A 26507-nucleotide genomic window follows, 5' to 3' on the forward strand; every position below is an offset into this window, starting at 1 on the left:
AAAGAATAACGAGGTTATTCTTCAATATCTTGATAATAGGTATCCAGCAGCTTTTCAGCGATTGTTTTGTATTGATTGCTGATGGCACAAAGTAATAAAATCATCATTGTTAATTGATCATGATCATCAAGATTTATATTATTTTCATGGATGAATTCCTGAATAGAAGTTGTTACACAATGTGACAACTCTTTTTTATCTTCTAAAAACTGATTGTAGATAGGTTCTATTTTTTCAGTACTTTCATGATAAGGCTGTAAGACTTTTTTGATTTCTTGAATAGAAATGGTATTTTTTAGAGAATAGATTAATAACATTTGTAGAATATGATCTTTCGAATATTTCTTTCCTTTAATAGGTTTTAAAAGACCTTCTTTGGAATAATTATTAATCATTGTTTTGGTTAAAAGTTTATCATCTTCATATCTTTTATTATCAGCTAGATTAATATCAAAGAGTGTCATAATCTGATCCATATAAAGATCTAATGAAGGGATATCTTGAGCTTTTAAGTCACTGATATTTTCAACTTTTATGAGAATATCATCAAATGTATTATTGTTCATAATTTCACCTCATATTATATCATACATGATTTTAAAAAAAATAACAACATCTCGTTGACATTTATATAAAATAGAATATAATAAATATGTAATATAGTTATCATTACTATATAAAAAGGAGTTGAAAACATGAAAAAGTTATTTCAAAAAGCTATGGATCCAATAAGCAGTGAAACACATTTTATTGGTGCTTGTTTATCTGTGGTGGGATTATTCATAATGATATTTGTTGGTATCAAACGTGATACTGCACCCTTTGTGATGGGGGCTGCGACTATATTTGGGATTTCATTAATTGCATTGTATAGTGCAAGTTGTATTTACCATTATTTTCAGGGAAGTCAAAAAATAAAAACAATTTTAAGAAAATTAGATCATTCAATGATTTATGTCTTAATTGTTGGAACTTATACACCGGTTGCTGTTTATTGCATGTCAGCACCACATGTTTATTATTTTTTAGGAATTTTGTGGACGATTGCATTGATTGGTATTGTTGTTAAGGTTTGCTGGTTAAATGCTCCTAGAGCGATTGCTACGGCTATTTATCTTATTTTAGGATGGGCAATTGTCTTTGATTTTCAGTCATTTGGTGGGATTCCAGGAAATTGTTTATCATTAATTGCTGCTGGTGGAATTGCTTATTCAATTGGTGCATTTATCTATATTTTTAAAAAACCAAATTTAACAGAGCGATTTGGTTTTCATGAACTGTTTCATATTTTTGTGATGCTAGGATCTTTCTTGCATTATCTGGCTATTCTTATCTATGTTCTTTAAAAGCACAAATGTGCTTTTTTTCTTTGCTTTATGTCGTGAATTTGCTTATAATAGAAACAGGTGATAAAATGAGAAAAATAAATTTAACATATAAAAATATATTATTATATGTCATATCGTTTGGTATTATTGTGGGAGGCGATCAGATTACAAAGATTATTGTTGATCATACGCTTTCATTAGGAGCAAGTTATTCTATTATAGATAGTTTCTTCTATTTTACATATTCCCATAATGATGGTGCAGCATGGGGAATATTTTCTGGAAAACTGGAATTGTTCTTTGTTATTGCTATTGTTGCAGCCGTTGGACTGATTTATTATTTTATTCAATCTGAAGCTTATCAAAAGTTAACAAGGTTTGGAATTGTTTTGATTTTTAGTGGGATGATTGGAAATTTAATTGATCGTGTTTGTTTGGGTTATGTTAGAGATTTTATTGATTTTATTATATTTGGTTATGATTTTCCTATTTTTAATGTTGCTGATATGGCTATTACAATAGGGTTTATCTTGGTCATTATAGAAGTAGGAATAGAGGAGTATAAAGCATGGAAGATATCAAAATCAGAATTATAGAAGAACAGTCGGGAAAGCGCATTGATAAAGTTTTAGCTCAAATGCTTCCTGATTTTTCAAGAACACAAATTCAACAGCTGATGACAGGCGGTCATGTTTGTGTTAATGATAAAGTTGTAAAAGCAAGTTATAAAGTTGAAAATCAAGATGAGGTTTTGGTTCATATTCCTGAACCAGAGAGTTCAGATATTTTACCAGAAAATATCCCTTTAAAGATTGTCTATGAAGATCAGGATGTCATTGTTGTTGATAAACCAAGTGGGATGATTGTTCATCCTTCAGCTGGGATTTATACTGGAACATTGGTGAATGCACTCTTATATCATTGTCAGGATTTATCTGGCATTAATGGTGTAATGCGTCCGGGAATTGTTCATCGTATTGATAAAGAGACAAGTGGTTTATTGATGGTTGCTAAAAATGATATGGCCCATCAAAGTCTTAGTGAACAATTACAGGAACACACGGTGACACGACGTTATTTGGCATTGGTTCATGGTTTGATTCCTCATGAATTTGGACGTATTGAAGCTCCGATTGGACGTGATCCTCATGATCGTCAAAAAATGACATGTACTGATAAAAATGCAAAAGAAGCAATTACAAATTTTAAGGTTCTTGAACGTTTTAAAGATATGTCTTTAGTTGAATGTCGTTTGGAAACGGGTCGTACACATCAAATCCGTGTACATATGCAATATATTGGTTATCCTGTTTATGGTGATCCACAATATGGATTAAGACGTGATGATACGACGCATGGACAATATTTACACGCCAAAATTCTTGGATTTATTCATCCAAGAACTGGAGAAGAAATGTATTTTGAAAGTGATTTGCCAGATTATTTTGAAGAAAAATTAACAGAATTACGCAATCAAATGGAGTAGGAGGTAAGAGGATGTCTAAAGTCATTAGTTGGGATCAGTATTTTATGGGAATTGCGAAGTTATCAGCGTATCGTTCTAAAGATCCAAATACTCAAGTTGGTGCATGTATTGTAACACCAGAACATAAAATTGTTGGTGTAGGATATAATGGACTGCCTTGGGGTTGTGAAGATAATGAGTTTCCATGGGCAAATAGAGATGGTGATATGTATGATACCAAATATCCTTATGTTGTTCATGCTGAATTAAATGCCATCTTAAATAGTACTCAAAAACTACATGGATGTCGTATTTATGTATCTTTATTTCCTTGTCACGAATGTGTAAAAGCAATTATTCAAAGTGGAATACAGGAAATTGTTTATGAAGATGATAAATATAGTGATACACCTAGTGATAAAGCAGCAAAACGTATGTTGAATGCGGCTGGAGTACGTTATACAAAAATGGAAAAATTTGATATTGAAATCAAATAGGAAGTTTCTGACTTCCTTTTTTAAAACCTTTCAATTTGGACAAAATAAAAAAGAATGGATAGCCATTCTTATTGATCTTCAATGAGCGCTTTAACTCTTTTGGTATTTGTAAAATTAAGTTTAGCAACCTTCATCAACATCTTTTCGCCATATTTAGTGGCAATCTTTGCAGCGATAGTATCCACAGCTGTGCTTGTACCTCGACAGAGATTCATTTTTAGACTTTTGGTCATATTTGCATAATACTGTAGATAGGCATAGCGAGAAAGGATTTCAGCAGCGACAATTGCCATATATTTCTTTTCAGCATCTGATTCAAACATTAAGTCTTTGACAACTATAACTTCATTTTTAAGATAGTTAAAATATGTTTTTGGAGAAACAAATTGATTGATCACCTTGACCTTTACATTTTGCTTGACTTTTTGCATTACATTAACTGTAGCCTGATTGTAAAGCTTTGCTTTAATATTTGCTTGATTGAAACCTTCTTGAACCATTTTGTTATAATGTGAATTATCTAAAATTAATAGACTATAAACCAATTTGTCTTTAATTAATTTTGCACAATTCACAATATCCTGATTAGAAAGATGAGCCATATCATCAATATTCAATTCTTTTAATAATTCAACATCATCTTCTGTCACATAACATGCGACAACACAAATAGGGCCAAGATAGTCAGCTGAACCTGTTTCAGCACATCCAATATGATGAAAAGGGAAAACATCATCAACATTAGATGTTAAATTTGCGAGTTCTTTCGCTACTTTTTTAGACCAGTGTTTGGCTTCCTGCAAGGCATTTTGTCCGCTTAATTCAACTGTTCCATCAATTTTTGCAATGATATCACAACCAATAGCATGCGCTTTAAATATAAGGTTTGTGTCATCAACTGGAACCATTTGGCTATCATAATATTTTTTCATTTTCTCCAATGTACTATCTTTCACTTTAAGTATAATTGGTTCCACGATAATCACCTCATTATTATTTTAACATAATTTTGTCAATTTTGACAGAACAATTTTCAAATGTTATAATAACTAAGTTTATAAGGAGGATTTTATTTTGAATTTCCAAATGATTGATCTTATTTTTGTCGTTTTTTTCATATTTATGGCAATTGTTGGCTATATAAAAGGTTTTGTAACAAGATTATATGATTTTGCAGGGACAATTATTGTTTTGTTTTTATCATATTTTTTGGCAAAACCAATGTCTTCTATTATAATGATATATAAATATGATACAACTGATGCTTTTGCATCTATGGTAGGTCAAATGATTAATCAGATCGTTGTTTTTGTTATCTTATTAGTTGTTTTGATGATTATAAAAAAATTATTAGGTCTTGCAATTAAACCAGTGTTAAAAGGTTTGATGCAGACATTCTCATTAACTTCTTTTGTAGATAAAGTTTTAGGGTTAATATTAAGTGTTATAGAAAGTTTGATTATCGCTTATTTGGTTCTTGTTTTTGCTGTTATTCCTTTTGTGAATAATGGAGCAGCTATAATTCAAGATTCCTTTATAGCAAGTCGCATTATTCAATTGGTTCCTGATGTGAGTCAATCTGTCATGGATATGAGTCAGTATTTAAAAACTGATCAGAATACCCAGTTTGATTCTCCTGAAACATTAACAAAATTGATGTTATCAGCAATAGATATGAATCTCATTGATAGTCAGCAGGCTGAAAAAATATTATCTGAAAATATTTTGAATCAGCTCAATGAAAAAAATATCACTTTAACACCAAAACAAAAACAGCAAATTGAAGTAATTTTAGAAGAATCTGGATATTCCAAAAATGAACTTATGGATATCCTAGGAAAAATAAATGTGAGTGGTGAATAATGAAAACAATATATGAAACATTAGAAATGAATGAAATCAAACATCAAATCCAAAACTATTGTGCATCTTCTTTAGGAAAGAAGAAAATTGAGAAATTGGAACTTTTTGATGATATTGATGATTTAAATGAAGCATTAGATAAAGTTGATGAAGCTATGAAATTGGTATCCATTCAAGGGAGAATGCCGCTTGGTGGATTAAGTGATATTTCACTCTATTTAGAGAAAGCAAATCGGGATGGGATATTGCAAGGTGAAGAACTTTTAAAGTTCCTTAATCATCTAGAGTGTATTCAAAACGTAAAGAATTATTTATTATCAAGTGAAGTTGAAACAATTTATTTACAAGAGTTAAGTGATGGATTGGTTGAACATCCTCATCTGATGAATGAAATCAGAAGATGTATTTTGCCTGATGGTCAGGTGAGTGATCAGGCAAGTCCTACTTTGAGTCATTTAAGAAAGCAAATGAGACAAATTCAATCACAGATTCGTTTAAAAATGGATTCTTTGGTCAAAGATTCTCAAGAGATGCTTTCTATTGATCAAATCACAACCAAAAATGATCGTTTAGTATTGCCTGTAAAAGCAGGATATAAAAGTCAGGTAAGTGGATTAATTCATGCTCAAAGTGCGACTGGACAAACGCTTTATATTGAACCTGAGGTTGTCGTTGGTATGAATAATCAATTAAGTGTATATCAAAGTGAAGAAAATGAAGAGATAGCCCGCATTCTTTATGAGTTATCACAAATTGTAAAAGGGCATTATTATCATTTTCGTTTTAATTTAGAAATTTTAGAAGAACTTGATTTTATTTTTGCAAAGGCACAATATGGTTATTTGCATCACTGTTGTCGTCCAACAGTTGAAGAAAATGGAGAGCAAGTGACTTTAAAGGAAGCACGTCATCCTCTTATTGATGAGAAGAAAGTGGTAGCAAATGATATTATTTTATCTCAACATCGTATGTTATTGATTAGTGGAAGTAATACAGGTGGAAAGACAGTAACACTTAAGACCGCTGGATTATTATCTTTAATGGCAATATGTGGAATGCCAGTTCCTTGTTTAGAAGCATGTATTCCTTTGTTTGATAATATTTATGCTGATTTGGGAGACGAACAGTCAATTGAACAATCGCTTTCAACATTTTCAAGTCACATGATGAAAATTATTGATATTTTAAAACATGCAACTGATAAGAGTCTGGTTATTTTAGATGAAGTTGGTTCAGGTACTGATCCTCAAGAAGGAGAAAGTTTAGCAGAAGCCATCTTAACGCGTTTTATTGAAATGGGAACTTTTGTTTTAGCGTCTACACATTATGGAAAATTAAAGACATTTGCTAAAGAACATCCTGAAATTTTAATGGCAGCTGTTTCTTTTGATTTAGAAGCAATGCGACCAACTTATCATTTGAAACTTGATAGTGTCGGACAATCATATGCAATAGAAATTGCACAATTATTAGGATTGGATCAGCAAATGATTGAACAAGCTCAAAACTTAAAATTGGCTTCTATGAGTGAACATGAACGTTTAATGGAAGTGTTAGAGAAAAAAGAAGAACAATTATCATTGCAGCAAATGCAATTGGATGACTTAATGGCCCAAAATCAGAAACTTGAAAAACAGTATCGTCATCAGATTCATCAATTGGATCAGCAAAAAAATGAATTATTACAAAAAGCAAAAGATGAGGCTAATTCACTTTTAGAAGAAGCCAAAGAAAATATTGATCTTATTGTTGCATCAATGCAGTCTACTTCTTTAAAACAACATGAAATTATTCAAGCTAAACATGATTTAGATCAAATGAAATTTATGAATCAAGAACAGGTTGTAAAACAAGAACATGTTTTAAAAGTTGGAGATCATGTCAAAGTGACAAAAATGAATCGAGAAGGCGATATTATTGAAGTTCTTAAAAACCATATGATTATGGTTTCGCTTGCTGGATTAAATGTGAAATTGCATGAAGATGAGGTTGTTTTTATGCACCCTCAAACCAAAGTCAAAAAAGTGAAAAAAGCAAGTGTGAAAAAAACAACTATGAATAAAACAGGAACATATGAAATTAATGTTATTGGAAAGCGTTATGAAGAAGCAATGGCATTGGTTGATAAGTTTTTAGATGATGCTATTGTTTTAGGATATCCACATGTGCGTGTTGTTCATGGAATGGGAACTGGAGCTTTACGTAAGGGAATTAGAAAAATGTTAGATAAGAATAAACATGTTGTCTCTTATCGAGATGGTGGACCTAATGAAGGTGGATTAGGTGCAACTTTGGTTTATTTTGAATAATGAATGAACTTATAAAAAATAAACTCTCTTTATTACCAGCGACACCGGGCTGTTATTTAATGAAAGATAAAGAGGGGACAATTATTTATGTTGGTAAAGCTAAAAAATTAAAGAACCGTGTCCATTCTTATTTTGTTGGTGCACATAATTATAAAACAACAAAATTGGTTAGTGAAATTGTTGATTTTGAATATATTGTTACTGATAGTGAAAAAGAAGCATTACTTTTAGAAATTAATTTAATTAAAGATTATGCACCTAAATACAATATTATGTTTATGGATAATACATATTATCCATATATACAAATGACCAATGAAGAACACCCACGACTTAAAATAGTTCGTAATGCAAAAGAAAAGAAGGCAAAGCATTTTGGACCGTTTCCAGATGCAACTGCTGCTAGAGAAACATACAAATTATTAGATCGTCTTTATCCATTAAGAAAATGTAATCATATTCCTAAAAAACCTTGTCTCTATTATTCTTTAAATCAATGTTTGGCACCATGTATTAATGACGTTGATCCTGAAGTTTATACAGATATGAAAAAATCAATTACAAAATTATTGAATGGTGATATTAAGGAAAAAGTAGTTGAATTAACTGAAAAAATGAATAAAGCAAGTGAGGAATTAAATTTTGAACAAGCGAAGGAATATCGAGATTTGATTTCACATATTCGTTATGTGACTGCCAAGCAGCATGTCCAATTTAATGATCAGGTTGATCGTGATATTTTAGGTTATTATGTTGATCATGGATATTTAAGTATTCAATTGTTTTTTATGCGCAATGGAAAACTTCTATCACGTGATTTGAACTTAGTTCCCATTAGTGAAAATGTTGAAGATGACTTACAGCAATTTATTGTTAGTTTTTATCAGAATAATACTTTGCCTAAAGAAATTCTTTTACCACAGGATATTGATGATGATGTTTTAAAAGAAATTTTAGATTGTAAAATTATCAAACCACAAAAGGGAAATAAGTATTCATTAGTCCAAATGGCTATTGAAAATGCAAAAGAGTCATTAGAAAAAAAATTCCAGCTTATTCAAAAAAATGAAGCATCCACAATAGGGGCTATGCAGCAATTAGGAGAATTATTGCATATCAAAACACCACATGTTATTGAATTGTTTGATAATTCCAATATTCAAGGGGCATATGCAGTTGCTGGAATGGTATGCTTTAAAGATGGCGTTCCTTCAAAAAAAGACTATCGTAAATTTAAGATTAAGACAGTAGAGGGACCGGATGATTATGGAAGTATGCGTGAGGTTATTTATCGACGTTATTATCGAGTGTTAATGGAAGGTTTAACACCACCAGATATGATTATTGTCGATGGAGGATTGGGACAAATTCATGCAGCTAAAGAGATTATTGATTCATTAAATTTACCTATTGTTATTTGTGGTTTAGCAAAAGATGATAAGCATTCAACAGCAATGTTGTTAGATAGTGAAGGGAAAACCATTCCAATACATCCTAAAAGTGAATTATTTTTCTTATTAACAAGAATGCAAGATGAAGTCCATCGATATGCGATTAGTTTCCATAAAAATGTTCGTTCTAAATCATTGTTTTCATCATTATTGGATGATATTGAAGGAATTGGTCCTAAACGTAAAAAACAACTTTTAAATCGATTTAAAAGTGTAAAAAAAATGAAAGAAGCACCAATTGAAGAATTGATGGAAATATTGCCAGAAAAAGTGGCTGAAGAACTTTATCAATCTTTACACAATGATACGAACGCTTAGCGGATTTTCTCATATAGTAAATAAGGGAGGGTTACGATGCATTCCTTATTAACCAAAAGAGAAAAAGAGATTTTTACATTATTGACAAAAAGTCAATCAACAAGACAGATTGCTGACAGTTTATGTATTAGTGAAAAAACAGTGAGAAATCATATTTCTAATGTCATACAAAAATTAGGTGTTGATTCAAGAATACAGGCTGTTTTGGAATTGATTAAGATGAAAGAAATTGATTTCTAGAAATCAATTTCTTTTCTTTAAAAATATCTTCATATGTATTATAATGGTCAAGAAAGGGTGATTGCATGAAATTGAAAACATGGCATTTGTTTTTGGTTATTATTATCTTATTTGGTTGCTCTTTTTATGTTGTTAATTTGAATTTTGATAAGTTTTATCGCGTTAATGGTATTAATAATGATAATCGTGTTTTTATTGAAAAATATTTAGATGAAGATGAACAGGCTTATTTGATAGAAAATCAAATTCCTATTGATCAATTTATTGAATACATAGAATATGATGATTTTTATTTAGAAAATTATCAATATTACAATTATCTTAAAGATACAAAACGTTATCCAAAGACAGCTGATATATTAGAAATTGGGAATAGTCTTTCTACACGTTTAACATATTTGTTTAAAGAACGTGCTTTAAATGAAGCTAAGCTTTTAATTGATAAAACATTAGAAATGACTTTTTTAAATGAAGAAAATTTTCGTTTTGATTATATAGATATTTATGAATATTTAAAACCTTTATATAATCAGAATGATTATTCATATGTTCAAGATAGTGAATTTTATATAACAAAACTTCAGCAGATGGGAATAGACGATAATAATCAGTTGAAAGATGTTATGAAAATGTTAACAACAGCTTATAATCAAAAGAGTTTAAAGAATTTATTAACAGTAGAATTACCAGAACGTGTACAGATTGTTTTTAATCCTTATGAATTATCAACTTTAGTGGATAATCGACATTATATAGGTAATTATGAACCAAGTGGTTTATTATTAACCCAAGATATTCCAAGGGTGAGATATGCAATGTATTTACAAAGTGATGCATATAGTGCATTATTAAAGATGTATGAAGCATTAAGTCAAAATTATAGTGGCTTTTTGTTGAGGGAGGCTTATCAGTCACCACAAACATTATCATCTCAAGAAGTAGGATATAATGAATATCAGTTAGGGTTAACAATATGTGTAACTCAATCACAGAAGGCTTATAAAGATTTTGAAACAACAGAAATGTCACGCTGGTTACAGGAGCATGCATATGAGTATGGGTTTATTCTGCGATATCCGCAGGGGAAAGCATCCGTTACAAATCATGCTTATGATGCCCATGTTTATCGCTATGTGGGTAAAAGTCTAGCAAAATCGCTACATGATTCTCAGATGACATTAGAAGAATATCAAACGCAATAATCAGTGAGGAGAGAAGAAAATGGAGAGACCAATTGGAATATTTGATTCAGGCGTTGGTGGATTGACTGTTCTGACGCATTTACAAACAGAATTACCACATGAAAATATGATATATATTGGTGATAACATTCATTGCCCTTATGGCGAAAAAAGTAAGGAACAGTTATTATCGTATACACGTCAAATTTGTGATTTCTTTATATCACAAAATGTAAAAATGATTGTCTTGGCATGTAACACAACAAGTGCTAATGTCTTATCAGAATTACAAGTTCTTTATCCCCAAATTCCAATTGTGGGTGTTATTCATTCAACTGTTCACGATTTTCTAAATCGTGATACAAAAAATGTTCTTGTGATTGCTACACAGGCAACCATACAATCACATAAATATCAGGAATTAATTCATCATTATCACCCTGATATCAATGTTTATGAATTAGCAACTCCAAAACTCGTTCCTCTCATTGAATCGGGTGAATATAAAAATGGGATTGAAAATACATTAAATCACTACCTGCAGCCTTATTTGGATAAAGTTGATTCGTTAATATTGGGATGTACTCATTATCCAATAGTTCTTGGTCAGATTCAAAAAGTATTTCCAGATAAAGAGTATATTTCAAGTAGTGAATCTATTTGTCAGGAAGTGTCTTCTTATTTGAAAGTTCATCAAATGTACTGTCAACAAACAAAATTAGGTGAAATCAAGATTTATACAACGGGAAACCCTAAAGAGTTTCGTTATTCATCAGAAGGATTTTTTCATTACCAGCAATTAAATATTGAACATTTGCAATTTTAAGAAGTGAAAATTCACTTCTTTTTTGCATATTTTTAATGAATAAACATATGTTATTTTGAGGTGGGATTATGAACAAGAAAATAGGTGTTATTTCAGTTTTAATAATATGTTTGACATTTGTATCCTACATTTATTTACGTAAGGATACAAAGCGTGAAGAAAGTCAGGATGTGTATTTAAAAACGGTAGTGTTTAAAGATAGTGATAATGAATTAATTCCTATTTCAATCAATTTTCATAGTCAGGTTGAATTAGAAGAGGAAGTTAGGAATTGTATTGATTTTATGAAATCTGAAGAGTTAATTGCTTATGGATTATATCCAGTCTTGAGTAAAGATTTAGAAGTTGAATCAATTCAGGTAAAAAATAAAATATTGACTATTAATTTTAATGATCAGTTATATTCAAATCAGGATGCTTTAGATATTATTGAAGCATTGACATTTACAATGACTGATAATCAGGATATTCAACAGTTAAAATTACAGATTCAAGGCAAAGATGTTTCCTATTTACCTAATAGTACAATCCCATTATCATCATTAACACATGATTTAGGATTAAATAATTTTGAAGATGCATCTACATTATTGCATCAGACAATTCCAGTAATGGTTTATAATCAAAAAATCATTAATCAATATTCATATTATGTACCAACAACAATTCGAATTGATGAAAATGAATCATTAAAATCTCAAGTGCAGACGATTTTAAGTTATGTTCAAAGTAAAATACATCTTATTGATGCAAAACTAGATAATGGATTATTAACAATTGATATTGATTCAAATGTTTTGCTTGATAATGAAAAGATAGATCAGAGTTTAGAAGATTTAATTGTTTTATCATTGTCATCTTTAAAAGATGTTGAAGATGTTGAAATAAAAATTAATGGAGAAGATGTAAGAACAAAACAATCTTCACAAATTGAATATAACTATATAAAAATATAAATATTTTTGATATAATAGTCGTCGGTGATAGAGAATGAAAAAAATAGTTGTAATGTCAGATAATCATGGCGATGATAGAATGTTAGAATATGTTAGAGAATGTGAACCACATGCTGATTATTATATCCATTGTGGAGATAGTGAAGCATATCATAAAGAAATGCTGAGTGGATATATTTGTGTAAAAGGGAATAATGATTGGGCTCTAGATTTACCTCAAGAAGCTCATTTAGTAATTGAAGATATGCCAATTATCATTACGCATGGACAGCACTTTAGTATGTTTAATCGCGAATTAGCAATGCATGATTTTTTAACGAGAAATCATTGTCAATTATTGCTTTTTGGTCATACCCATATGCCTTTGTTTCAAAGAGAAGGGGACTATTATTATATTAACCCTGGTTCAACATCTTTACCACGTGGTGGAAGTGATAGAAGCTATGCAGTTGTGACAATTGATCAGCAACAGGTTACATGTGAATTTAAAAAAATTGAGTTATAAAAACTCAATTTTTTTATCTATTAAGAATTTGGATGCGCCATTAAATATATTTGCTTAAAGCATTGAATGATAAGCCCTCCTGCTATAATATGAGTACGGAAGTCTTCGAGGATAAAATGAATATACATGTCTGATGTATCTTTGTTTTGTCCTCTTTTCTTTCATGAAAGGAGATAACTATGCCTAAGATAACGATTTCATCTACCAGAGTCTATTATCATGAGTTATCCAATGATACTGCTCTCGCTATTCAAAATGACATATCACTCTATCAGTCAATGCTTCATAAGTCTTACAGAGAACTCTATCATAACAACAGCATCAACTCCAGATATCTGAAGGATATCTATCATACCAATGACTACTTCCCTTTAAGTGCAATCAGTGAGGCTAAGGGAATACTGAAGTCACAGAAGACCTGGCATCATAAGTCTATATCCATGAAAAAGAAGAAGCTAAAGAAGATTGATCAGGAAGAAAAGTATTTTAATCAGTATAGAATGACCAAGTATACTCTTGTAGCGCTTTCTAAAGCGATTACTCATGGTGAAGTACTTCCACCTGTCTACAGATGCAGGGATATGAAGTGGTATAGTCGTGATCCTCTTCACTGCTACTATAGAAATCAGTATATGCTTCTGTATCTGTTTGAGGTTCAGATACTGAATCCACTGATCAGGTCAACAGGACATAAATTAAAGCAGCTCAGATACAGAAGGACAAGGGTGCTTCGTAGGATAGAAAAACTTGAAAAGAGGATGAAGCAGATTCGCTTTCATAGAAACAGGTATATGAAGATAACAGGAAGAAGTCAGGGCAAATACTGCAACAATCTGTTCAAGTATGATCACGAAAAGAAGACAATGACATATATCGATACCTATCAGAGAAGACATGCCTTTTCACTTGACTTTCCCTATCGCAGGGAAGAACTGATAAGAGTACTGAATCTGAAGCATGCCACAAAGGGGAAGGCAGTGTGCTATACCCTGAAGGATAAAGGTGACTACTTCATTATCAGTGCAGCAATAGAACTTGATGTGAAGTATGAGGGATGCCTGTTTGAAATCACAGGAGGAACAGTTGGAATAGATATCAATAACGACAGGATATCATTAAGCGAGATAGACAGACAAGGGAATCTGATATACTGTCGTGATTTTCTATTTGACCTTAGCAGTAAGACATCAAGTCAAAGAAAATGGATTATAGAGAACACAGTGAAACAGGTCATCGGATACTGCAGAGAAGTCGGTAAGCCACTGATTATAGAGGAACTGAACTTTGAAAAGAAGAAAAAGGACTTTGAACTGTATAATCAGAATAAGCAGTATCAGAGAATGCTAAGTGAATTCTCATATCGAAAGATCATTGAAAAGCTATACAGTCGCTCATACAAAGAAAGAATAGGAATCAATGAAGTGAATCCGGCGTATACAAGTATCATAGGAAAGTTGAAATATGCCAGACAGAAGGGAATCAGCATAGATAAGGCAGCATCATATGTGATAGCCAGAAGAGGAATGGGATACAGTGAAAGACTGCCATTAAAACAGTATCAGCAAATCAACAAGCCACAACTTACAAGGTGGAGGAACTACAGTCAGCTAGCTGCAGAATGAGTCATAAAAAAATAGCCAGTTCATCATTATGGTTATGATATGAATCAGAGAAAGATTACATGGTCATAGTGAATGAAATGAACTGGCTATTGTATAAAAAGAACTATAGAACAGATTCTCGTCGTACTTACAGACAATGCGTTATCTGATAGACAGGAGGAAATGAGATATAGTTATATTCAGATGGTAAGAAACAATCTGGAGCCTGACTATTGGTCAGGTGGAATTATTGAAAATAATTCCTTTTCTTATTGAATAATTTTTATAGCCTTTAAAACTTCATCAAAGAGAATAGGTGACATACTCAATAATAATCCAATGGAATAATATTGAATAGGTAATTGGGTTAATCCAAAAATCATTGATAAAGGTGGAATAAAGAGAACAGCAGCGACTAAGAGAAATGAAATCAATGCAGCTTTATTTAGCATTGTATTACTTAATATACCAATCTTAAATAATGATTTATGAGAACGCATATTATAAGATTGAAAAACTTGTGAAAGGGCAAGGACCATAAAACAAAGAGTACGTCCAGCTTTTACAGAATTCAAAGACGTTTTTCCATAATAGAATGCAAATAATGATAAACCACCAAATAAAAGTCCCTGAATAGCAATTCTTAAACCTAAACGATGCGCAAAGATACTTTCATTTTTATGTCTTGGAGGCATATCCATAACTTCATCCTCGATTGCTTCCATACCTAATGCAATGGCTGGTAAACTATCAGTCACAAGATTAATCCAAAGCAATTGCATAGATAAAAGGGGAGCTTGTTTAAAAATAAGCATTGATGTAAAAACAACAAGAATTTCTCCAATATTTGTTCCAAGAAGATAGCCAATTGCTTTTCTAATATTCTGATAAATGCCACGTCCTTCTTTAACAGCTTCAACAATAGTTGCAAAATTATCATCCATCAATGTTAAATCGGCAGCACTTTTAGCAACATCTGTTCCAGTAATTCCCATAGCACATCCAATATCGCTAGCTTTTAATGCTGGTGCATCATTAACACCGTCTCCAGTCATAGAAACAACAGCATTTTGACGTTGCCATGCTTTGACGACACGAATTTTATCTTCTGGAGAAACACGCGCATAAACTGAAATGTTTTGTACTTTTTGATCAAGTTGTTCATCTGAAAGAAGTGCTAGCTGATGACCAGTCATTGTTTCATCGCCAGGCTGTAAAATTCCTAACTCTTTAGCAATAGCACTTGCAGTAATAATATGATCACCAGTAATCATAACAGGTTTAATACCTGCCTTTAAACATGTTGCTACTGCTATTTTGGCTTCATCACGAGGTGGATCAATCATTCCTACTAATCCCATAAAAGTTAAATTTGTTTCAATCGTTTCACATGTAGGGTGAGTAGGTATTTCATCTATATATTTATATGCCACCGCAATAACACGCAAAGCATTTTGGCTTAATTCCTCTGCTTTTAGCATAGCTTCATGAAGATTGCCATATTGACATTTTTTGAGTAGCTCATCACATGCACCTTTTGTAATGACTAAAAACTGATCATCTTTTTTAATAATGACGGACATTAATTTTCTATCTGAATCAAAAGGTAATTCATATATACGAGGATATTGCTGATGTAATTGATCAATATCAATATGATTTTTAAGTGTTGCTGCAATAATACTTGTTTCAGTTGGATCACCAATATGAATTGTTTCATCATTTTGTTGTGTGACAGAACCATTTGAACATAATGTCCCATATTTTAAGAGTTCTAAAATTTCAGGACAATTCTGTTCATGGATATCTTCTAAAATCTGCTGATCAGTAAATGCTTTTACAAGAGTCATTTTATTTTGCGTTAATGTTCCTGTTTTATCTGAACATATAACACTTGTACTTCCTAATGTTTCCACTGCTGGAAGTTTTTTGACAATTGCATTATGTTTGGCCATTTTTCCAACACCAATTGATAAGACAATTGTGACAATAACAGGCAAACCTTCCGGAATAGCAGAAACAGCTAATGAAACAGATGTCATAAAGATTTCAATCCAAGAAATTCCATCTAACAATCCAATTATGAAAATAATAATACATATGACAACAGCAAGTATTCCTAATAAACGTCCTAATTCAGCAAGTTTTTGTTGTAAAGGTGTTTTTGTTTCTTCTTCGCGATTTAAGAGTTTTGCAATTTTACCCATTTCAGTTTCCATTCCAGTATGAGTGATAATCGCAAGGGCAGTTCCATATGTAATGCAGCAGCCACAATAAAGCATATTAAAGCGATCACCAATAGCAACATCATCTGCGTCAATGAGGTTGGCATTTTTATCAACTGGAACAGATTCACCAGTGAGTGCAGATTCTTCAGATTTTAAACTTGAAGCAGCAATAATTCTTGCATCAGCTGGTATCAAGTCACCAGCTTCTACTTTGATTAAATCACCAATAACCAAATCTTTAGCATCAATTATTTTTTCCTGATTATCTCTTATAACACGAGCATGTGGAGAAGAAAGTGACATCAGTGCTTCAAGTGATTTTTCAGCTTTGTTTTCTTGAAAAACACCCATGATTGCATTGAGAACAACAATGAATAGGATTAATAAGGGTTCAAAGAATGCTGAAACTTCTTTTTCTTGTAAAGCAATCCCAAATGAAATTGCAGCAGCAATCAATAAGATAATGATCATTGCATCTTTGAATTGATCAACAAATTTATTCAAATTTGATTTGTTTTTTGCTTTTTCTAATTGATTAGGTCCATATGTTTTTAACCTTTTCTCTGCTTCTATGGAAGATAATCCCATCTTAGCATCAGTTTTTAAATTTAAAATCACATCATCAACTGACTGATTATATCCTTTCATTTATGAAAACCTCCTTTATATTTCTTCTTACTTATATTATATCACTCACAATCATTGATTTTAAAAAGAAATGTTATTTATAAAAAATTATTTAATTATAATGCCATTCATGACAAGCGTGGTATAATAGAAGTAGAGAAAAGATGGCAGTTAGACAATAAAGGAGTGAAGTGTTATGTCAAAAATTACATTAAGCTTTTTAGCACAACCATCATTTTTGGGTGTTGCTCCAATGATTGAATTCAATCAAAAGTGTTATGAAGTCCAGCAAATTTTACCAATGACAACTTTGCCATCTCCTCACTTTTCATCACGATTGCCTTTATATACAACACATAAAGGTGATACAAAAATTGTCTTAAATATTGATAGTGTTTTAAAACATCATTAAGACAGAAATAAAGGTAGATAAGCTACCTTTATTTTTTTAAAAAAATAATCAAAAAACTATTGCAACAAACTTTGAGTTATGATATTATATATGGGCAGTCGAAAAACAGATGTCTACGTAGCTCAGCTGGATAGAGCACACGCCTTCTAAGCGTGCGGTCACAGGTTCGAATCCTGTCGTGGACGCCATTAGAAATTAACACACTTCGGTGTGTTTTTTTGCGCGCAAATCCTTATTTTATAAGGGTTTTCATATTTTAATCAATTCTTCACTTTTATTTTTTTATATTGTATTTATATCTTTATATTTTTTAAAATCCCACAAATTTTAAGTAAAAATCCCACAAGAATTATTTTTGCTCTATTTTTTTCATTATTTTGATTCTGATTTTGATTGTCCCATAATACTTTGAACTTTTTTTATGTCATTTCCAGTTAGTTATAATAAGGTTGTAGCACATGAGTGACGTGGTATATCAAGATAAAGATATACGGATATAGAAAAATTCTTCAAGAGTAAATTGAAAGCAAAAAAAAATTTAGAAAATTTGGTTCTTGCTAAAAAATTATTAACATATGCAAAGGTTAAACGATAAATAATGAAATAACGGATGATCTAATCAGTTATAAAAGATTTGATATATGAAAAAATTATAAGTTCAATTGAAAATTATATTACACATATGCAAATTTATTCATTAATTATATGAATCATAATAATGACTTTGCAAAAAAATTATCACTGCTTTTAAGGAGTATCTTCTTGATGTACTAAAATTCTTTTTATTAACAGACATGGACACCATTTAAAAATCAACCTTCTTTTTGAAGGTTTTTTTTGTTTTTATGTTGTGATATAATAAAAATATGAAAGAAGTGATTGCAATGAATAAAGCCCCTTTTTATAAGAGTCTAGGTTATGCATGGAGTGGGATATGGGCATGCATAAAAAAAGAAAGAAATATGAAAATTCATCTAGGAATGATGATAGCGGTTATTATATGTGGATTGATTTTTTCTTTAACTTATACTGAGTGGATAATTTGTATCTTATTATTTGGTATAGTGATGGCTTTAGAGTTGCTTAATACGGCTGTTGAGGCGGTTGTTGATCTGGTGAGTCCTACATATCATCCTTTAGCAAAATTAGCCAAGGATACAGCAGCTGGTGCAGTTTTGGTTGCAGCCATTGCAGCGGCAATCATTGGCTTGATGATTTTTATTCCGAAATTGATATTTTAGAAGTCTTCTTGATGAATGACTTCTTTTTTGATGGATTTTTCCATAATATAAAGATATCCACAAATAAGAATTGTAAAATATATTTCTAAATATCCGTTAACTCTGGTAAACACAATGAGTAATAAGCATAAAAACTGAATACCAAGGTCAAAGAACCAATGAATATGTAAATAAATATGAGGATATTGAATAGCTAAAAAACGTGTGTAAATAAAAAGGAGAATTAAAAAAATAAGACTAGGAACCATTGAACAAATCACATGCATCATTGAATAGAAATCTTTCCCATTAAGAGTATATGGACAAAAAGCTCCAATGATCATCATGCTGGCTGCAACAATAATCGATAATTTGATAGCTGATTCTTGATGATGAAGCAAGATAAGAACACGATACATTTTATATGCAAAAAAACCAGCACAGATAATGGTGAAAATAACAACTAATAAGTGATAATCAGCAATTGTGGCAACTCCTGTTATATTTTCATACATTAAATTTGCGCGTGTTGCAACGAAAATAGTCATAATGAGAATAAGTAAATATGTCATAAAAAACACCTCTGCAAAAAATTATATACTTTTTTTTAAAATTAAAAAGAAAAATCGATAAAAAATGTGTATAGGAATAGTGAGGAGGTAAAAAAATGAAAGCAGTATTAGATGCATTAAGTTTTGAAGCAGGGAATTTATGTAATTCCAATTCTGAAGTTCATGTTCAATTTGAATATGAAAAATTAAAAGAAAGGAGAGTGAAATTCTATTTACATGTGTATGTAGGTGTTGAAGAAATTGATAATTTCAGATTTTATGTTAAGATCATTTATATTATTGATTGTGAAGATATGATTTTTGATGATGATCAAGTCATGATTGAAAATGCAATTCAATGTATGATTCCATCTTTAACTCAAATTGTCATTACGTTAGATACACTTGTGAAAGAAGAAAGGTGATTTTTGCCTTTCTTCTTTCACGTTTTAGGTATTTTGACATAACTTAAGGTGAGGTGGATAATGTGTTAATTTTTGTGAATCATGATGATATGCGTTCTTTGGAATTGATGGAAGAGATGATTCGTCGTGGATATTATGTGAGTGATCAATTTAAGGATATGAAGTATGCAGATGTTCTTTATTTAGGGTTGAAAGGACCAGATCGTAAAAATCGTTTGTTGACGCATCAGGAAACAATAATGATTGATCAAAAAATGCTGGAAAGCTTAAAAGATAATTGTTTGATATTGACTTTAGTCCATAATGCTTATCTTAATGAATTATCAAAGCAGTATCATTTTCGTTATATTGCTTTATTAGATGATGAGAATTTTGTAACGAAAAATAGCATTTTAACGGCTGAAGGGTTAATAGCCTATTTAATTGCACATCGGAGAATGCCTATATATCACAGTCACATTGATATATTAGGATTTGGGCATTGTGCAAAACCGATTATTGAATATCTTGTTGCAATGCAAGCAAAGGTAAGAGTTGCTGTTAGAAAAGGTATTTATCAAAAAGATATTGAGGAAATGGGGGCTGAGTATATTCGATTAGATGATTTATCATTATCTCAAAGCGATATTTTAATTAATACGATACCTTATGTTGTTGTCAAAGAGGATAAGTTAGATCGTGTTAATCATCATATCATGATTATTGATATTGCATCTTATCCTTATGGTATTGATCATCACTATGCTTTATCAAAGGGATTAAATTGTCAGATTTTATCATCTATACCTTGTAAATATGCTTATGGTTATGCTGGTAAAATGGTGGCTGATGAAATAGAAAGGGAGTTAGAAAATGCTTAAATTAGGATTTTGTATTACAGGGTCTTTTTGTAGTATGGATGATATGTTATATGTTTTAAAGGAATTGAAAGATGATTATGATATTGAGGTCTTTTTAACACCAAATGTGAATACAATGGATACAAGGTTCTATTCACATGTTGAACTGAAAGAAAAAATTCAGGAAATCACTCAAAAAGAACCTCATACAACTATTCAAGAAGCAGAGGTCTATGGACCAATGAAAAAATTAGATGTTGTTTTGGTTTATCCTTGTGATGCTTCTACTTTAGCAAAATTAAATCATGGAATTAATGATAATGCAGTAACTATGTTAATTAAATCTTCACTAAGAAATCAAACACCAATTGTTTTAGGAGTTTATTCTAATGATGTTTTATATGCAAGTGGACAAAATCTTCTTTCTTTAATGGGACGCAAACATTTTTATTTTGTACCAATGTATCAGGATCACTATAAAAACAAACCTAACAGTATGATTGCTTGTAAAAAGAAAGTAAAAGATACATTAAACTGTGCTATTCAACATCTTCAATATCAGCCGTTTGTATTAGGCTATAAGGAGGTATAAAATGAAAGAGATATTTACAGCATTAATTACACCATTTAATCAAGATCAATCAATTGATTATCCTGGACTATATCGAATTATGGATAAATTAATAGAAGAGGGGAATAAATCATTTTTACTTTGTGGAACAACAGGTGAAACATCAACTTTAAAATTAGATGAACGTCGTCTGCTTGTTGAAAATATACTTGAAAAATATCCAACTATCCGTGTCATTGTTGGAATTAGTTCAAATAGCACATCACAGGTTATTCGTCATATCCAAATGTATAAAGATAATCCTCGTATCTATGCTTTTTTAGTAATTGTTCCTTATTATATTAAACCAAGCCAAAGCGGTATTTTTAAACATTTTGATTTAATTGCGGCTTCAACAGAAAAAAAGATAATGATCTATAATATTCCGAGTCGATGTGGTGTTGCGATTGAAGTTAGTACAGTCATTCGTTTAGCAAATAAACATAAAAATATTATTGGTATGAAACAATGTGGTCCATTAGAAGAAATTCATCAAATTAAAGATGCTTTGCCTCAATTTAAGGTTTATATTGGTGATGATCACTTACTGTTAGAAGGATTAAAACAAAGAGCTGATGGTGTTATTTCAGTAACGAGCCATCTTGATTATCCATTAATTGATGAAATATGTAAAAATGAAAATGTTTTTGATGATCGTTATTTAAAACTAATTAGTGAATATGTTTTTATTGAACCATCACCTGCACCTATCAAGTATATCTTAAGTCAGCTTGGGTATATTCAAAATATACTAAGATGTCCCTTAACACCGATTGGAGAAGAATCGGAAGTGAAGTTAGCACCATTAATTGAAAAATATAAGAAAATGATTTGATGAGAAACATTTTATGTGATATGATAATCATACTTTTGAAAAAACTATACACAATAAAGAAAGACATGTATAATGATTATAGCAATATACAAATGAAAAGAAAGGGTGAAAAAATGAAAAACGATATCATTAGGTTTATACCTATGGGTGGACAAGCAGAAATGGGTAAAAGCATGTACTGTTTTGAAATCAATGAAAAGATATTTATAATAGATTCAGGTTTCCGTTTTCCTGATTCAGATAAACTAGGTGTTGATGTGATCATTCCTAGTTTTACATATTTAGAAGAAAGGTTAGATAAAATTGTGGCCATTATTATTACACATGGTCATGATGATGCTATGGCAGCTTTGCCATATTTGCTTCAAAGTGTCAATGTACCGGTTTATGCACCAAACTTAACAGCGGACTTAATTGAGCAGATGATTGATCGTTTCCAACGACATAATCGTGTGAAACTGCATTTAGACTTGCATCGTGTGAAAAGAAATGCTTCTATTGATATAGCAGGTGTTCCAATTGAATTTTTCCCAGTGACACATTCTATTCCTGGAAGTGTTGGTGTGGCATTATGGACAGATAAAGGATATTTGGTTTATAGTGGAGAATTCATTATTGATTTTGGTGCACCAGAGGGATTTAGATGTGATATTCAAAAGATGATGGAGATCGGGAAAAAAGGTGTGTTAGCTTTATTGGTGGAATCATCAAGTGCAAAACATGAGGGCTATACTTCTCCTAATCATAAATTAACAAATCGCATTGATCATATTTTTGAAGACAGTAATGAAAGAATTATTATTTCTAGTTATGCGCAAAATGTTTTTAGAACAAAAGAAATTATTGAATTAACTAAGAAGTATAAACGTCAAATTGTTTTCTATGGTAGAGACAAATATGATAATACAAACAGTTTATTACGTATAGGTAAAAAATCAAAAGAACCAATTATCGATGTACCTGCCCAATTACTAGGTAAAAAAGAATATATTGGGCAAGCACAATATGATAGTAATTATGTCATTTTATTAAGTGGCAGCCCACGTCATATCTATCATGATATTTGTGATATTATTGATGGTGGTGATGAATTATTAAAGTTACGTAAAGGCGATACATTTATCGTTGCATCACCTGTTTTGCCTGGAACAGAGAAAATTGCCAATAAAGCACATAATGGTTTATATAAGACAGATGCACATATTCATTTGTTGAAAAATAAGGATTTATTTTCAATGCATGCATCTGAAGAAGATATTAAAGTGATTATTCAGATTTTCAAACCAAAATATTATATTCCAATGAAAGGTGAATATCAGCATTTGATTTTTAATCAGCAGATTGCTGAGGAAATGGGTATTGATAAAGAACATATCATTATTTTAGATAATGGTGAGAGTATTGCGTTTAAAAATGGAGAATTAATACCTGGACGTGAAACTTTTGAAATTGAAGATGTCATGATTGATGGTATTGGAATAGGTGATGTTGGTGAAAAGGTGATTGATGATCGTATTCAATTAGCTAATGATGGTGTGGTTATTGTTGGTTTGACTATCTCTCGTGAAACAAAGGATATTATTGCTCAGACTGATTGTCAAACAAGAGGGTTTGTCTATTTGAAGGATTCAGAGTATGTGATTAAACATATCATTGAGATTTGTGAAAATGTTGTTGCAAAATTAAAAGAAGATCCTCAATTAGAAATTGCCGAAATTAGAGCTATGATGAAAGATCAGTCAATGAAATATATTATTAAGGAAACAGGGAAAAAACCAGTTTTTATAGGGGTTGTTGTAGAAATCTAAGCAAGAGAAAATCTTGCTTTTTCTTTTCATTAAGTCAATATTTTGATATAATGGGAAAAGTGAAAGAAGGTGAAGCTTATGGCCAAGACAAAGCGTTCTAAAAAATCTAAAGAACAAATTATTGAAGAAACATTAAGATTAAGAATTATATCATTATTGTTAATTTTCCTGATTGTAATTGCTGCTTTAAGGTTAGGGGTCATTGGTCAAACTCTTCATCAGTGTTTTGCTTTTATGGTTGGTAATTTATTTGGTGTTGTCTATTTAGGTTTGATTCTTTTTTTGTGTTATATCATATATAAAGCAACAATTCCTCGTTTGAATGGACCAGAGGCTATTGGTATTTATTTGATTTCAGTCAGTGCTTTAACAATGGCTTCAATTCCTAGTAATCCACAAGTGAAAGGATTAGGGGTTATTAATACATATATTCAAAGTCGTTTAAATAATAAAGGTGGTTTTTTAGGAACTGTTTTTTATGGTGTCTTTAGCTCTTTGTTTGATAATTTAGGAGCACTTATTTTAGCGATTGTGATTCTTTTGATTGGATGTGTCTTATTGTTTAGTAAAATTTATATGAAACATCAATCTCAAGTTAAGAAAAAGAAGAAAAAAACAGTGAAAACCAAAGTTGAGAATCAACCAGATCCAGCTGTTCAAACAATTGTTTTAAAAAAGAAATCACATTTCTTTGATTTCCTTTCCAAAGATGAAGAAATTCCTTTATTTCCTGATGATGTTTTTGAAGATCCAATCGAGCAAACACCTATAGAAGAAGAAATTACAAGTGCCTTTGAATTTGATGAACAAAAGATGAAATTAGATATTAAAGAAATGGAACCACCTAAAGAAGAAAAGATTGAAGAAGAAAAAATAATCAAACCAACAATCAAAACATCTTCCCATTATCAATTACCACCATTATCTTTATTATCAACAAAATCAACTAACAATGCTTCCAAAGAAAGAAGTTCAGCTAATAAAAATGCTGCTCGACTAACAAGTGTCTTAAAACAATTTGGAGTTAATGCAACAATAGAAAATGCATTTATTGGACCAACAATTACAAAATATGAATTAAAATTAGAAACAGGAACAAGAGTCAACAAAATCTTACAATTACAAGATGATATTAAACTTGCTTTAGCAACCGCTGATATACGTATTGAAGCGCCTATTCCTGGTAAACCTTATGTAGGAATAGAAGTTCCAAATCAGTCGGCTTCAATGGTTGGATTTAAAGATGTTTTTAAGACATTACAATCTAGTAAAAAACTTATGGATAACAAACTTGTTGTTGCTTTAGGAAAAGATGTTTCCGGTCAGCCGATTTATGCTGAATTAGATAAAATGCCCCATTTATTAATTGCAGGAGCTACAGGTTCTGGGAAATCAGTATGTGTCAATACAATTATTTCATCTATTTTGATGCGTGCAAGACCTGACGAAGTTAAATTAATATTGGTAGATCCTAAAAAAGTTGAATTATCTGTTTATAATGGAATTCCTCATTTATTAGCACCAGTAGTGACTGATCCAAAGAAAGCAGCTGCTGTTTTAAGAGAAGTTGTTGCAGAAATGGAACGCCGATATGATGTTTTTGCTAGTGTTAATGCTAGAAATATTAAAAGTTATAATGCGTTTGCGCATGAATATAATGTAGGAAAAGATGAGTCAGAACAAAAAGAAATTCTTTCATATCATGTGATTATATTAGATGAGGTTGCAGATTTGATGATGGTAGCAAGTAAAGAGGTTGAAGACTGCATTATGCGTATTTCACAAATGGCGCGTGCTGCTGGTATTCATTTAATTGTTGCCACACAACGTCCATCAACGGATATTATTACTGGTGTTATTAAAGCCAATATTCCTTCACGAATTGCTTTTGCAGTTTCTTCAAGCATTGATTCACGAACGATTTTAGATACATCAGGTGCTGAAAAATTATTGGGAAAAGGGGACATGCTATTTTCACCAATGGGTGCTTCATCACCGATTCGTGTTCAAGGTTGTTTTGTTTCTGATGATGAAGTGGCAGAGATTGTTCATTATGTGTCTTCCCAACAAGAAGCAATATATGAAGAGCGTTATGTCAATGCCAAGAGTTTATCTTCAGGTTCTTCGACTAGTGGAGATGGTTATGACGATGAAGATGAAGAATATGAAAATTGTCGTGAATTTGTTATTCAGGCTCAAAAAGCCAGTACATCTTTATTACAAAGAAAGTTTAGAATTGGCTATAATAAGGCAGCACGTATTATTGATCGTTTAGAAGAAGAAGGGGTAATTGGACCTCAACTCGGCAGCAAACCAAGAGAAGTTTTTATACGTCAATATCATGAAGAAGATTTATAATTTAAGAGAGAGTGGGCATAATATATAAAAATGTTTTAAGTTATGTACAATCTC

General features: G+C 31.1%; 25 protein-coding genes and 1 tRNA gene. 22 read left to right on the top strand and 4 right to left on the bottom strand.

Translation table 11 applies throughout. The features are described from left to right. Positions 1–14: 14 nt before the first annotated feature. Positions 15–566 (bottom strand): DUF1836 domain-containing protein, encoded by a 552-nt coding sequence (locus tag BN1865_RS02125; RefSeq protein WP_050635613.1) that lies wholly within the window; start codon positions 564–566, stop codon positions 15–17. 129 nt (positions 567–695) lie between these two features. On the opposite strand from BN1865_RS02125, the gene trhA reads away from it, so the two are divergent. The 4 genes from trhA to BN1865_RS02145 all read left to right on the top strand — a co-directional run bounded on the left by trhA (position 696) and on the right by BN1865_RS02145 (position 3290). Next, positions 696–1346 carry a PAQR family membrane homeostasis protein TrhA gene (gene trhA / locus BN1865_RS02130; protein WP_050635614.1) on the top strand — a complete coding sequence of 217 codons (651 nt, stop codon included), beginning with the start codon at positions 696–698 and terminating at the stop codon, positions 1344–1346. A 68-nt stretch (positions 1347–1414) separates the two neighbouring features. Further along, positions 1415–1924, top strand: coding sequence for a signal peptidase II (gene lspA, locus BN1865_RS02135; protein ID WP_050635615.1), 510 nt, complete (start codon positions 1415–1417; stop codon positions 1922–1924). Further along, positions 1897–2814 carry an RluA family pseudouridine synthase gene (locus tag BN1865_RS02140; RefSeq protein WP_050635616.1) on the top strand — a complete coding sequence of 306 codons (918 nt, stop codon included), beginning with the start codon at positions 1897–1899 and terminating at the stop codon, positions 2812–2814. Before lspA ends, BN1865_RS02140 begins: the two co-directional genes overlap by 28 nt. A gap of 11 nt (positions 2815–2825) precedes the next feature. Beyond that, positions 2826–3290, top strand: coding sequence for a deoxycytidylate deaminase (locus tag BN1865_RS02145; RefSeq protein ID WP_050635617.1), 465 nt, complete (start codon positions 2826–2828; stop codon positions 3288–3290). Between the two features lie 68 nt (positions 3291–3358). On the opposite strand, the gene rnhC is transcribed toward BN1865_RS02145, so the two are convergent. Continuing rightward, positions 3359–4267, bottom strand: coding sequence for a ribonuclease HIII (gene rnhC, locus BN1865_RS02150; RefSeq protein WP_050635618.1), 909 nt, complete (start codon positions 4265–4267; stop codon positions 3359–3361). Positions 4268–4364: 97 nt separating this feature from the next. Here rnhC and BN1865_RS02155 point away from each other — a divergent pair, with 97 nt between their 5' ends. The 9 genes from BN1865_RS02155 (at position 4365) to BN1865_RS02195 (ending at position 14561) form a co-directional block, all read left to right on the top strand. Next, positions 4365–5153 carry a CvpA family protein gene (locus tag BN1865_RS02155; RefSeq protein ID WP_232780295.1) on the top strand — a complete coding sequence of 263 codons (789 nt, stop codon included), beginning with the start codon at positions 4365–4367 and terminating at the stop codon, positions 5151–5153. Next, positions 5153–7462: an endonuclease MutS2 gene (locus BN1865_RS02160; RefSeq protein WP_050635619.1), complete on the top strand. Its 2310-nt coding sequence runs from the start codon at positions 5153–5155 to the stop codon at positions 7460–7462. The genes BN1865_RS02155 and BN1865_RS02160 overlap by 1 nt, the downstream gene beginning before the upstream one ends. Continuing rightward, complete coding sequence (gene uvrC, locus BN1865_RS02165) at positions 7462–9231, top strand: excinuclease ABC subunit UvrC (protein ID WP_050635620.1); 1770 nt, start codon at positions 7462–7464, stop codon at positions 9229–9231. Before BN1865_RS02160 ends, uvrC begins: the two co-directional genes overlap by 1 nt. 36 nt (positions 9232–9267) lie before the next feature. Continuing rightward, positions 9268–9471: a helix-turn-helix domain-containing protein gene (locus tag BN1865_RS02170; protein ID WP_050635621.1), complete on the top strand. Its 204-nt coding sequence runs from the start codon at positions 9268–9270 to the stop codon at positions 9469–9471. A gap of 65 nt (positions 9472–9536) precedes the next feature. Continuing rightward, a complete protein-coding gene (locus tag BN1865_RS02175) occupies positions 9537–10673 on the top strand; it encodes a M15 family metallopeptidase (RefSeq protein ID WP_050635622.1) in 1137 nt (378 codons plus the stop codon). A 19-nt stretch (positions 10674–10692) separates the two neighbouring features. Then, positions 10693–11478, top strand: coding sequence for a glutamate racemase (gene murI, locus BN1865_RS02180; protein WP_050635623.1), 786 nt, complete (start codon positions 10693–10695; stop codon positions 11476–11478). 68 nt (positions 11479–11546) lie between these two features. Further along, positions 11547–12434: a GerMN domain-containing protein gene (locus tag BN1865_RS02185; RefSeq protein ID WP_050635624.1), complete on the top strand. Its 888-nt coding sequence runs from the start codon at positions 11547–11549 to the stop codon at positions 12432–12434. Positions 12435–12468: 34 nt separating this feature from the next. Further along, positions 12469–12939 (top strand): metallophosphoesterase family protein, encoded by a 471-nt coding sequence (locus BN1865_RS02190; RefSeq protein ID WP_050635625.1) that lies wholly within the window; start codon positions 12469–12471, stop codon positions 12937–12939. Between the two features lie 179 nt (positions 12940–13118). Further along, positions 13119–14561 carry an IS200/IS605 family accessory protein TnpB-related protein gene (locus BN1865_RS02195; RefSeq protein WP_050635626.1) on the top strand — a complete coding sequence of 481 codons (1443 nt, stop codon included), beginning with the start codon at positions 13119–13121 and terminating at the stop codon, positions 14559–14561. A 248-nt stretch (positions 14562–14809) separates the two neighbouring features. On the opposite strand, the gene BN1865_RS02200 is transcribed toward BN1865_RS02195, so the two are convergent. Next, entirely contained in the window at positions 14810–17416 is a 2607-nt protein-coding gene (locus tag BN1865_RS02200; RefSeq protein ID WP_050635627.1) for a calcium-translocating P-type ATPase, PMCA-type, read from the bottom strand. A gap of 175 nt (positions 17417–17591) precedes the next feature. On the opposite strand from BN1865_RS02200, the gene BN1865_RS02205 reads away from it, so the two are divergent. The 3 genes from BN1865_RS02205 (at position 17592) to BN1865_RS02215 (ending at position 19048) form a co-directional block, all read left to right on the top strand. After that, entirely contained in the window at positions 17592–17807 is a 216-nt protein-coding gene (locus BN1865_RS02205; protein ID WP_050635628.1) for a hypothetical protein, read from the top strand. Between the two features lie 111 nt (positions 17808–17918). Further along, positions 17919–17995: transfer RNA gene (locus BN1865_RS02210), tRNA-Arg, on the top strand. Between the two features lie 696 nt (positions 17996–18691). Next, positions 18692–19048 (top strand): diacylglycerol kinase family protein, encoded by a 357-nt coding sequence (locus BN1865_RS02215; RefSeq protein ID WP_198527231.1) that lies wholly within the window; start codon positions 18692–18694, stop codon positions 19046–19048. Here BN1865_RS02215 and BN1865_RS02220 read toward each other — a convergent pair. Beyond that, positions 19045–19599, bottom strand: a complete 555-nt coding sequence (locus BN1865_RS02220) for a hypothetical protein (protein ID WP_050635630.1) — start codon at positions 19597–19599, stop codon at positions 19045–19047. The genes BN1865_RS02215 and BN1865_RS02220 overlap by 4 nt on opposite strands. Positions 19600–19694: 95 nt before the next feature. On the opposite strand from BN1865_RS02220, the gene BN1865_RS02225 reads away from it, so the two are divergent. The 6 genes from BN1865_RS02225 (at position 19695) to BN1865_RS02250 (ending at position 26453) form a co-directional block, all read left to right on the top strand. Next, positions 19695–20003, top strand: a complete 309-nt coding sequence (locus BN1865_RS02225) for a hypothetical protein (protein WP_050635631.1) — start codon at positions 19695–19697, stop codon at positions 20001–20003. A 62-nt stretch (positions 20004–20065) separates the two neighbouring features. Further along, the gene (locus BN1865_RS02230; RefSeq protein ID WP_050635632.1) at positions 20066–20863 is read left to right on the top strand and encodes an NAD(P)-dependent oxidoreductase; all 798 of its coding nucleotides are present in this window, start codon (positions 20066–20068) and stop codon (positions 20861–20863) included. Beyond that, positions 20856–21434, top strand: coding sequence for a dipicolinate synthase subunit B (locus tag BN1865_RS02235; RefSeq protein WP_050635633.1), 579 nt, complete (start codon positions 20856–20858; stop codon positions 21432–21434). The genes BN1865_RS02230 and BN1865_RS02235 overlap by 8 nt, the downstream gene beginning before the upstream one ends. A gap of 1 nt (position 21435) precedes the next feature. After that, positions 21436–22287: a 4-hydroxy-tetrahydrodipicolinate synthase gene (gene dapA / locus BN1865_RS02240; RefSeq protein ID WP_050635634.1), complete on the top strand. Its 852-nt coding sequence runs from the start codon at positions 21436–21438 to the stop codon at positions 22285–22287. 92 nt (positions 22288–22379) lie between these two features. Next, entirely contained in the window at positions 22380–24095 is a 1716-nt protein-coding gene (locus BN1865_RS02245) for a ribonuclease J (RefSeq protein WP_232780297.1), read from the top strand. 78 nt (positions 24096–24173) lie between these two features. Beyond that, on the top strand, positions 24174–26453 hold the full coding sequence (locus tag BN1865_RS02250; protein WP_050635635.1) for a DNA translocase FtsK: 2280 nt from the start codon (positions 24174–24176) through the stop codon (positions 26451–26453). Positions 26454–26507 lie beyond the last annotated feature (54 nt).

It is taken from the genome of Candidatus Stoquefichus sp. SB1 (assembly GCF_001244545.1).
GTDB lineage: Bacteria > Bacillota_I > Bacilli_A > Erysipelotrichales > Coprobacillaceae > Stoquefichus.

Coding starts and splice junctions, on each gene's coding strand:
- BN1865_RS02235 (WP_050635633.1), top strand. CDS start 20,856: ATGCTTAAATTAGGATTTTGTATTACAGGGTCTTTTTGTAGTATGGAT.
- BN1865_RS02225 (WP_050635631.1), top strand. CDS start 19,695: ATGAAAGCAGTATTAGATGCATTAAGTTTTGAAGCAGGGAATTTATGT.
- BN1865_RS02205 (WP_050635628.1), top strand. CDS start 17,592: ATGTCAAAAATTACATTAAGCTTTTTAGCACAACCATCATTTTTGGGT.
- trhA (WP_050635614.1), top strand. CDS start 696: ATGAAAAAGTTATTTCAAAAAGCTATGGATCCAATAAGCAGTGAAACA.
- BN1865_RS02160 (WP_050635619.1), top strand. CDS start 5,153: ATGAAAACAATATATGAAACATTAGAAATGAATGAAATCAAACATCAA.
- murI (WP_050635623.1), top strand. CDS start 10,693: ATGGAGAGACCAATTGGAATATTTGATTCAGGCGTTGGTGGATTGACT.
- BN1865_RS02140 (WP_050635616.1), top strand. CDS start 1,897: ATGGAAGATATCAAAATCAGAATTATAGAAGAACAGTCGGGAAAGCGC.
- BN1865_RS02125 (WP_050635613.1), bottom strand. CDS start 566: ATGAACAATAATACATTTGATGATATTCTCATAAAAGTTGAAAATATC.
- BN1865_RS02145 (WP_050635617.1), top strand. CDS start 2,826: ATGTCTAAAGTCATTAGTTGGGATCAGTATTTTATGGGAATTGCGAAG.
- BN1865_RS02190 (WP_050635625.1), top strand. CDS start 12,469: ATGAAAAAAATAGTTGTAATGTCAGATAATCATGGCGATGATAGAATG.
- BN1865_RS02250 (WP_050635635.1), top strand. CDS start 24,174: ATGGCCAAGACAAAGCGTTCTAAAAAATCTAAAGAACAAATTATTGAA.
- uvrC (WP_050635620.1), top strand. CDS start 7,462: ATGAATGAACTTATAAAAAATAAACTCTCTTTATTACCAGCGACACCG.
- BN1865_RS02215 (WP_198527231.1), top strand. CDS start 18,692: ATGAATAAAGCCCCTTTTTATAAGAGTCTAGGTTATGCATGGAGTGGG.
- BN1865_RS02170 (WP_050635621.1), top strand. CDS start 9,268: ATGCATTCCTTATTAACCAAAAGAGAAAAAGAGATTTTTACATTATTG.
- BN1865_RS02175 (WP_050635622.1), top strand. CDS start 9,537: ATGAAATTGAAAACATGGCATTTGTTTTTGGTTATTATTATCTTATTT.
- BN1865_RS02220 (WP_050635630.1), bottom strand. CDS start 19,599: ATGACATATTTACTTATTCTCATTATGACTATTTTCGTTGCAACACGC.
- BN1865_RS02245 (WP_232780297.1), top strand. CDS start 22,380: ATGAAAAGAAAGGGTGAAAAAATGAAAAACGATATCATTAGGTTTATA.
- lspA (WP_050635615.1), top strand. CDS start 1,415: ATGAGAAAAATAAATTTAACATATAAAAATATATTATTATATGTCATA.
- BN1865_RS02200 (WP_050635627.1), bottom strand. CDS start 17,416: ATGAAAGGATATAATCAGTCAGTTGATGATGTGATTTTAAATTTAAAA.
- BN1865_RS02195 (WP_050635626.1), top strand. CDS start 13,119: ATGCCTAAGATAACGATTTCATCTACCAGAGTCTATTATCATGAGTTA.
- dapA (WP_050635634.1), top strand. CDS start 21,436: ATGAAAGAGATATTTACAGCATTAATTACACCATTTAATCAAGATCAA.
- BN1865_RS02185 (WP_050635624.1), top strand. CDS start 11,547: ATGAACAAGAAAATAGGTGTTATTTCAGTTTTAATAATATGTTTGACA.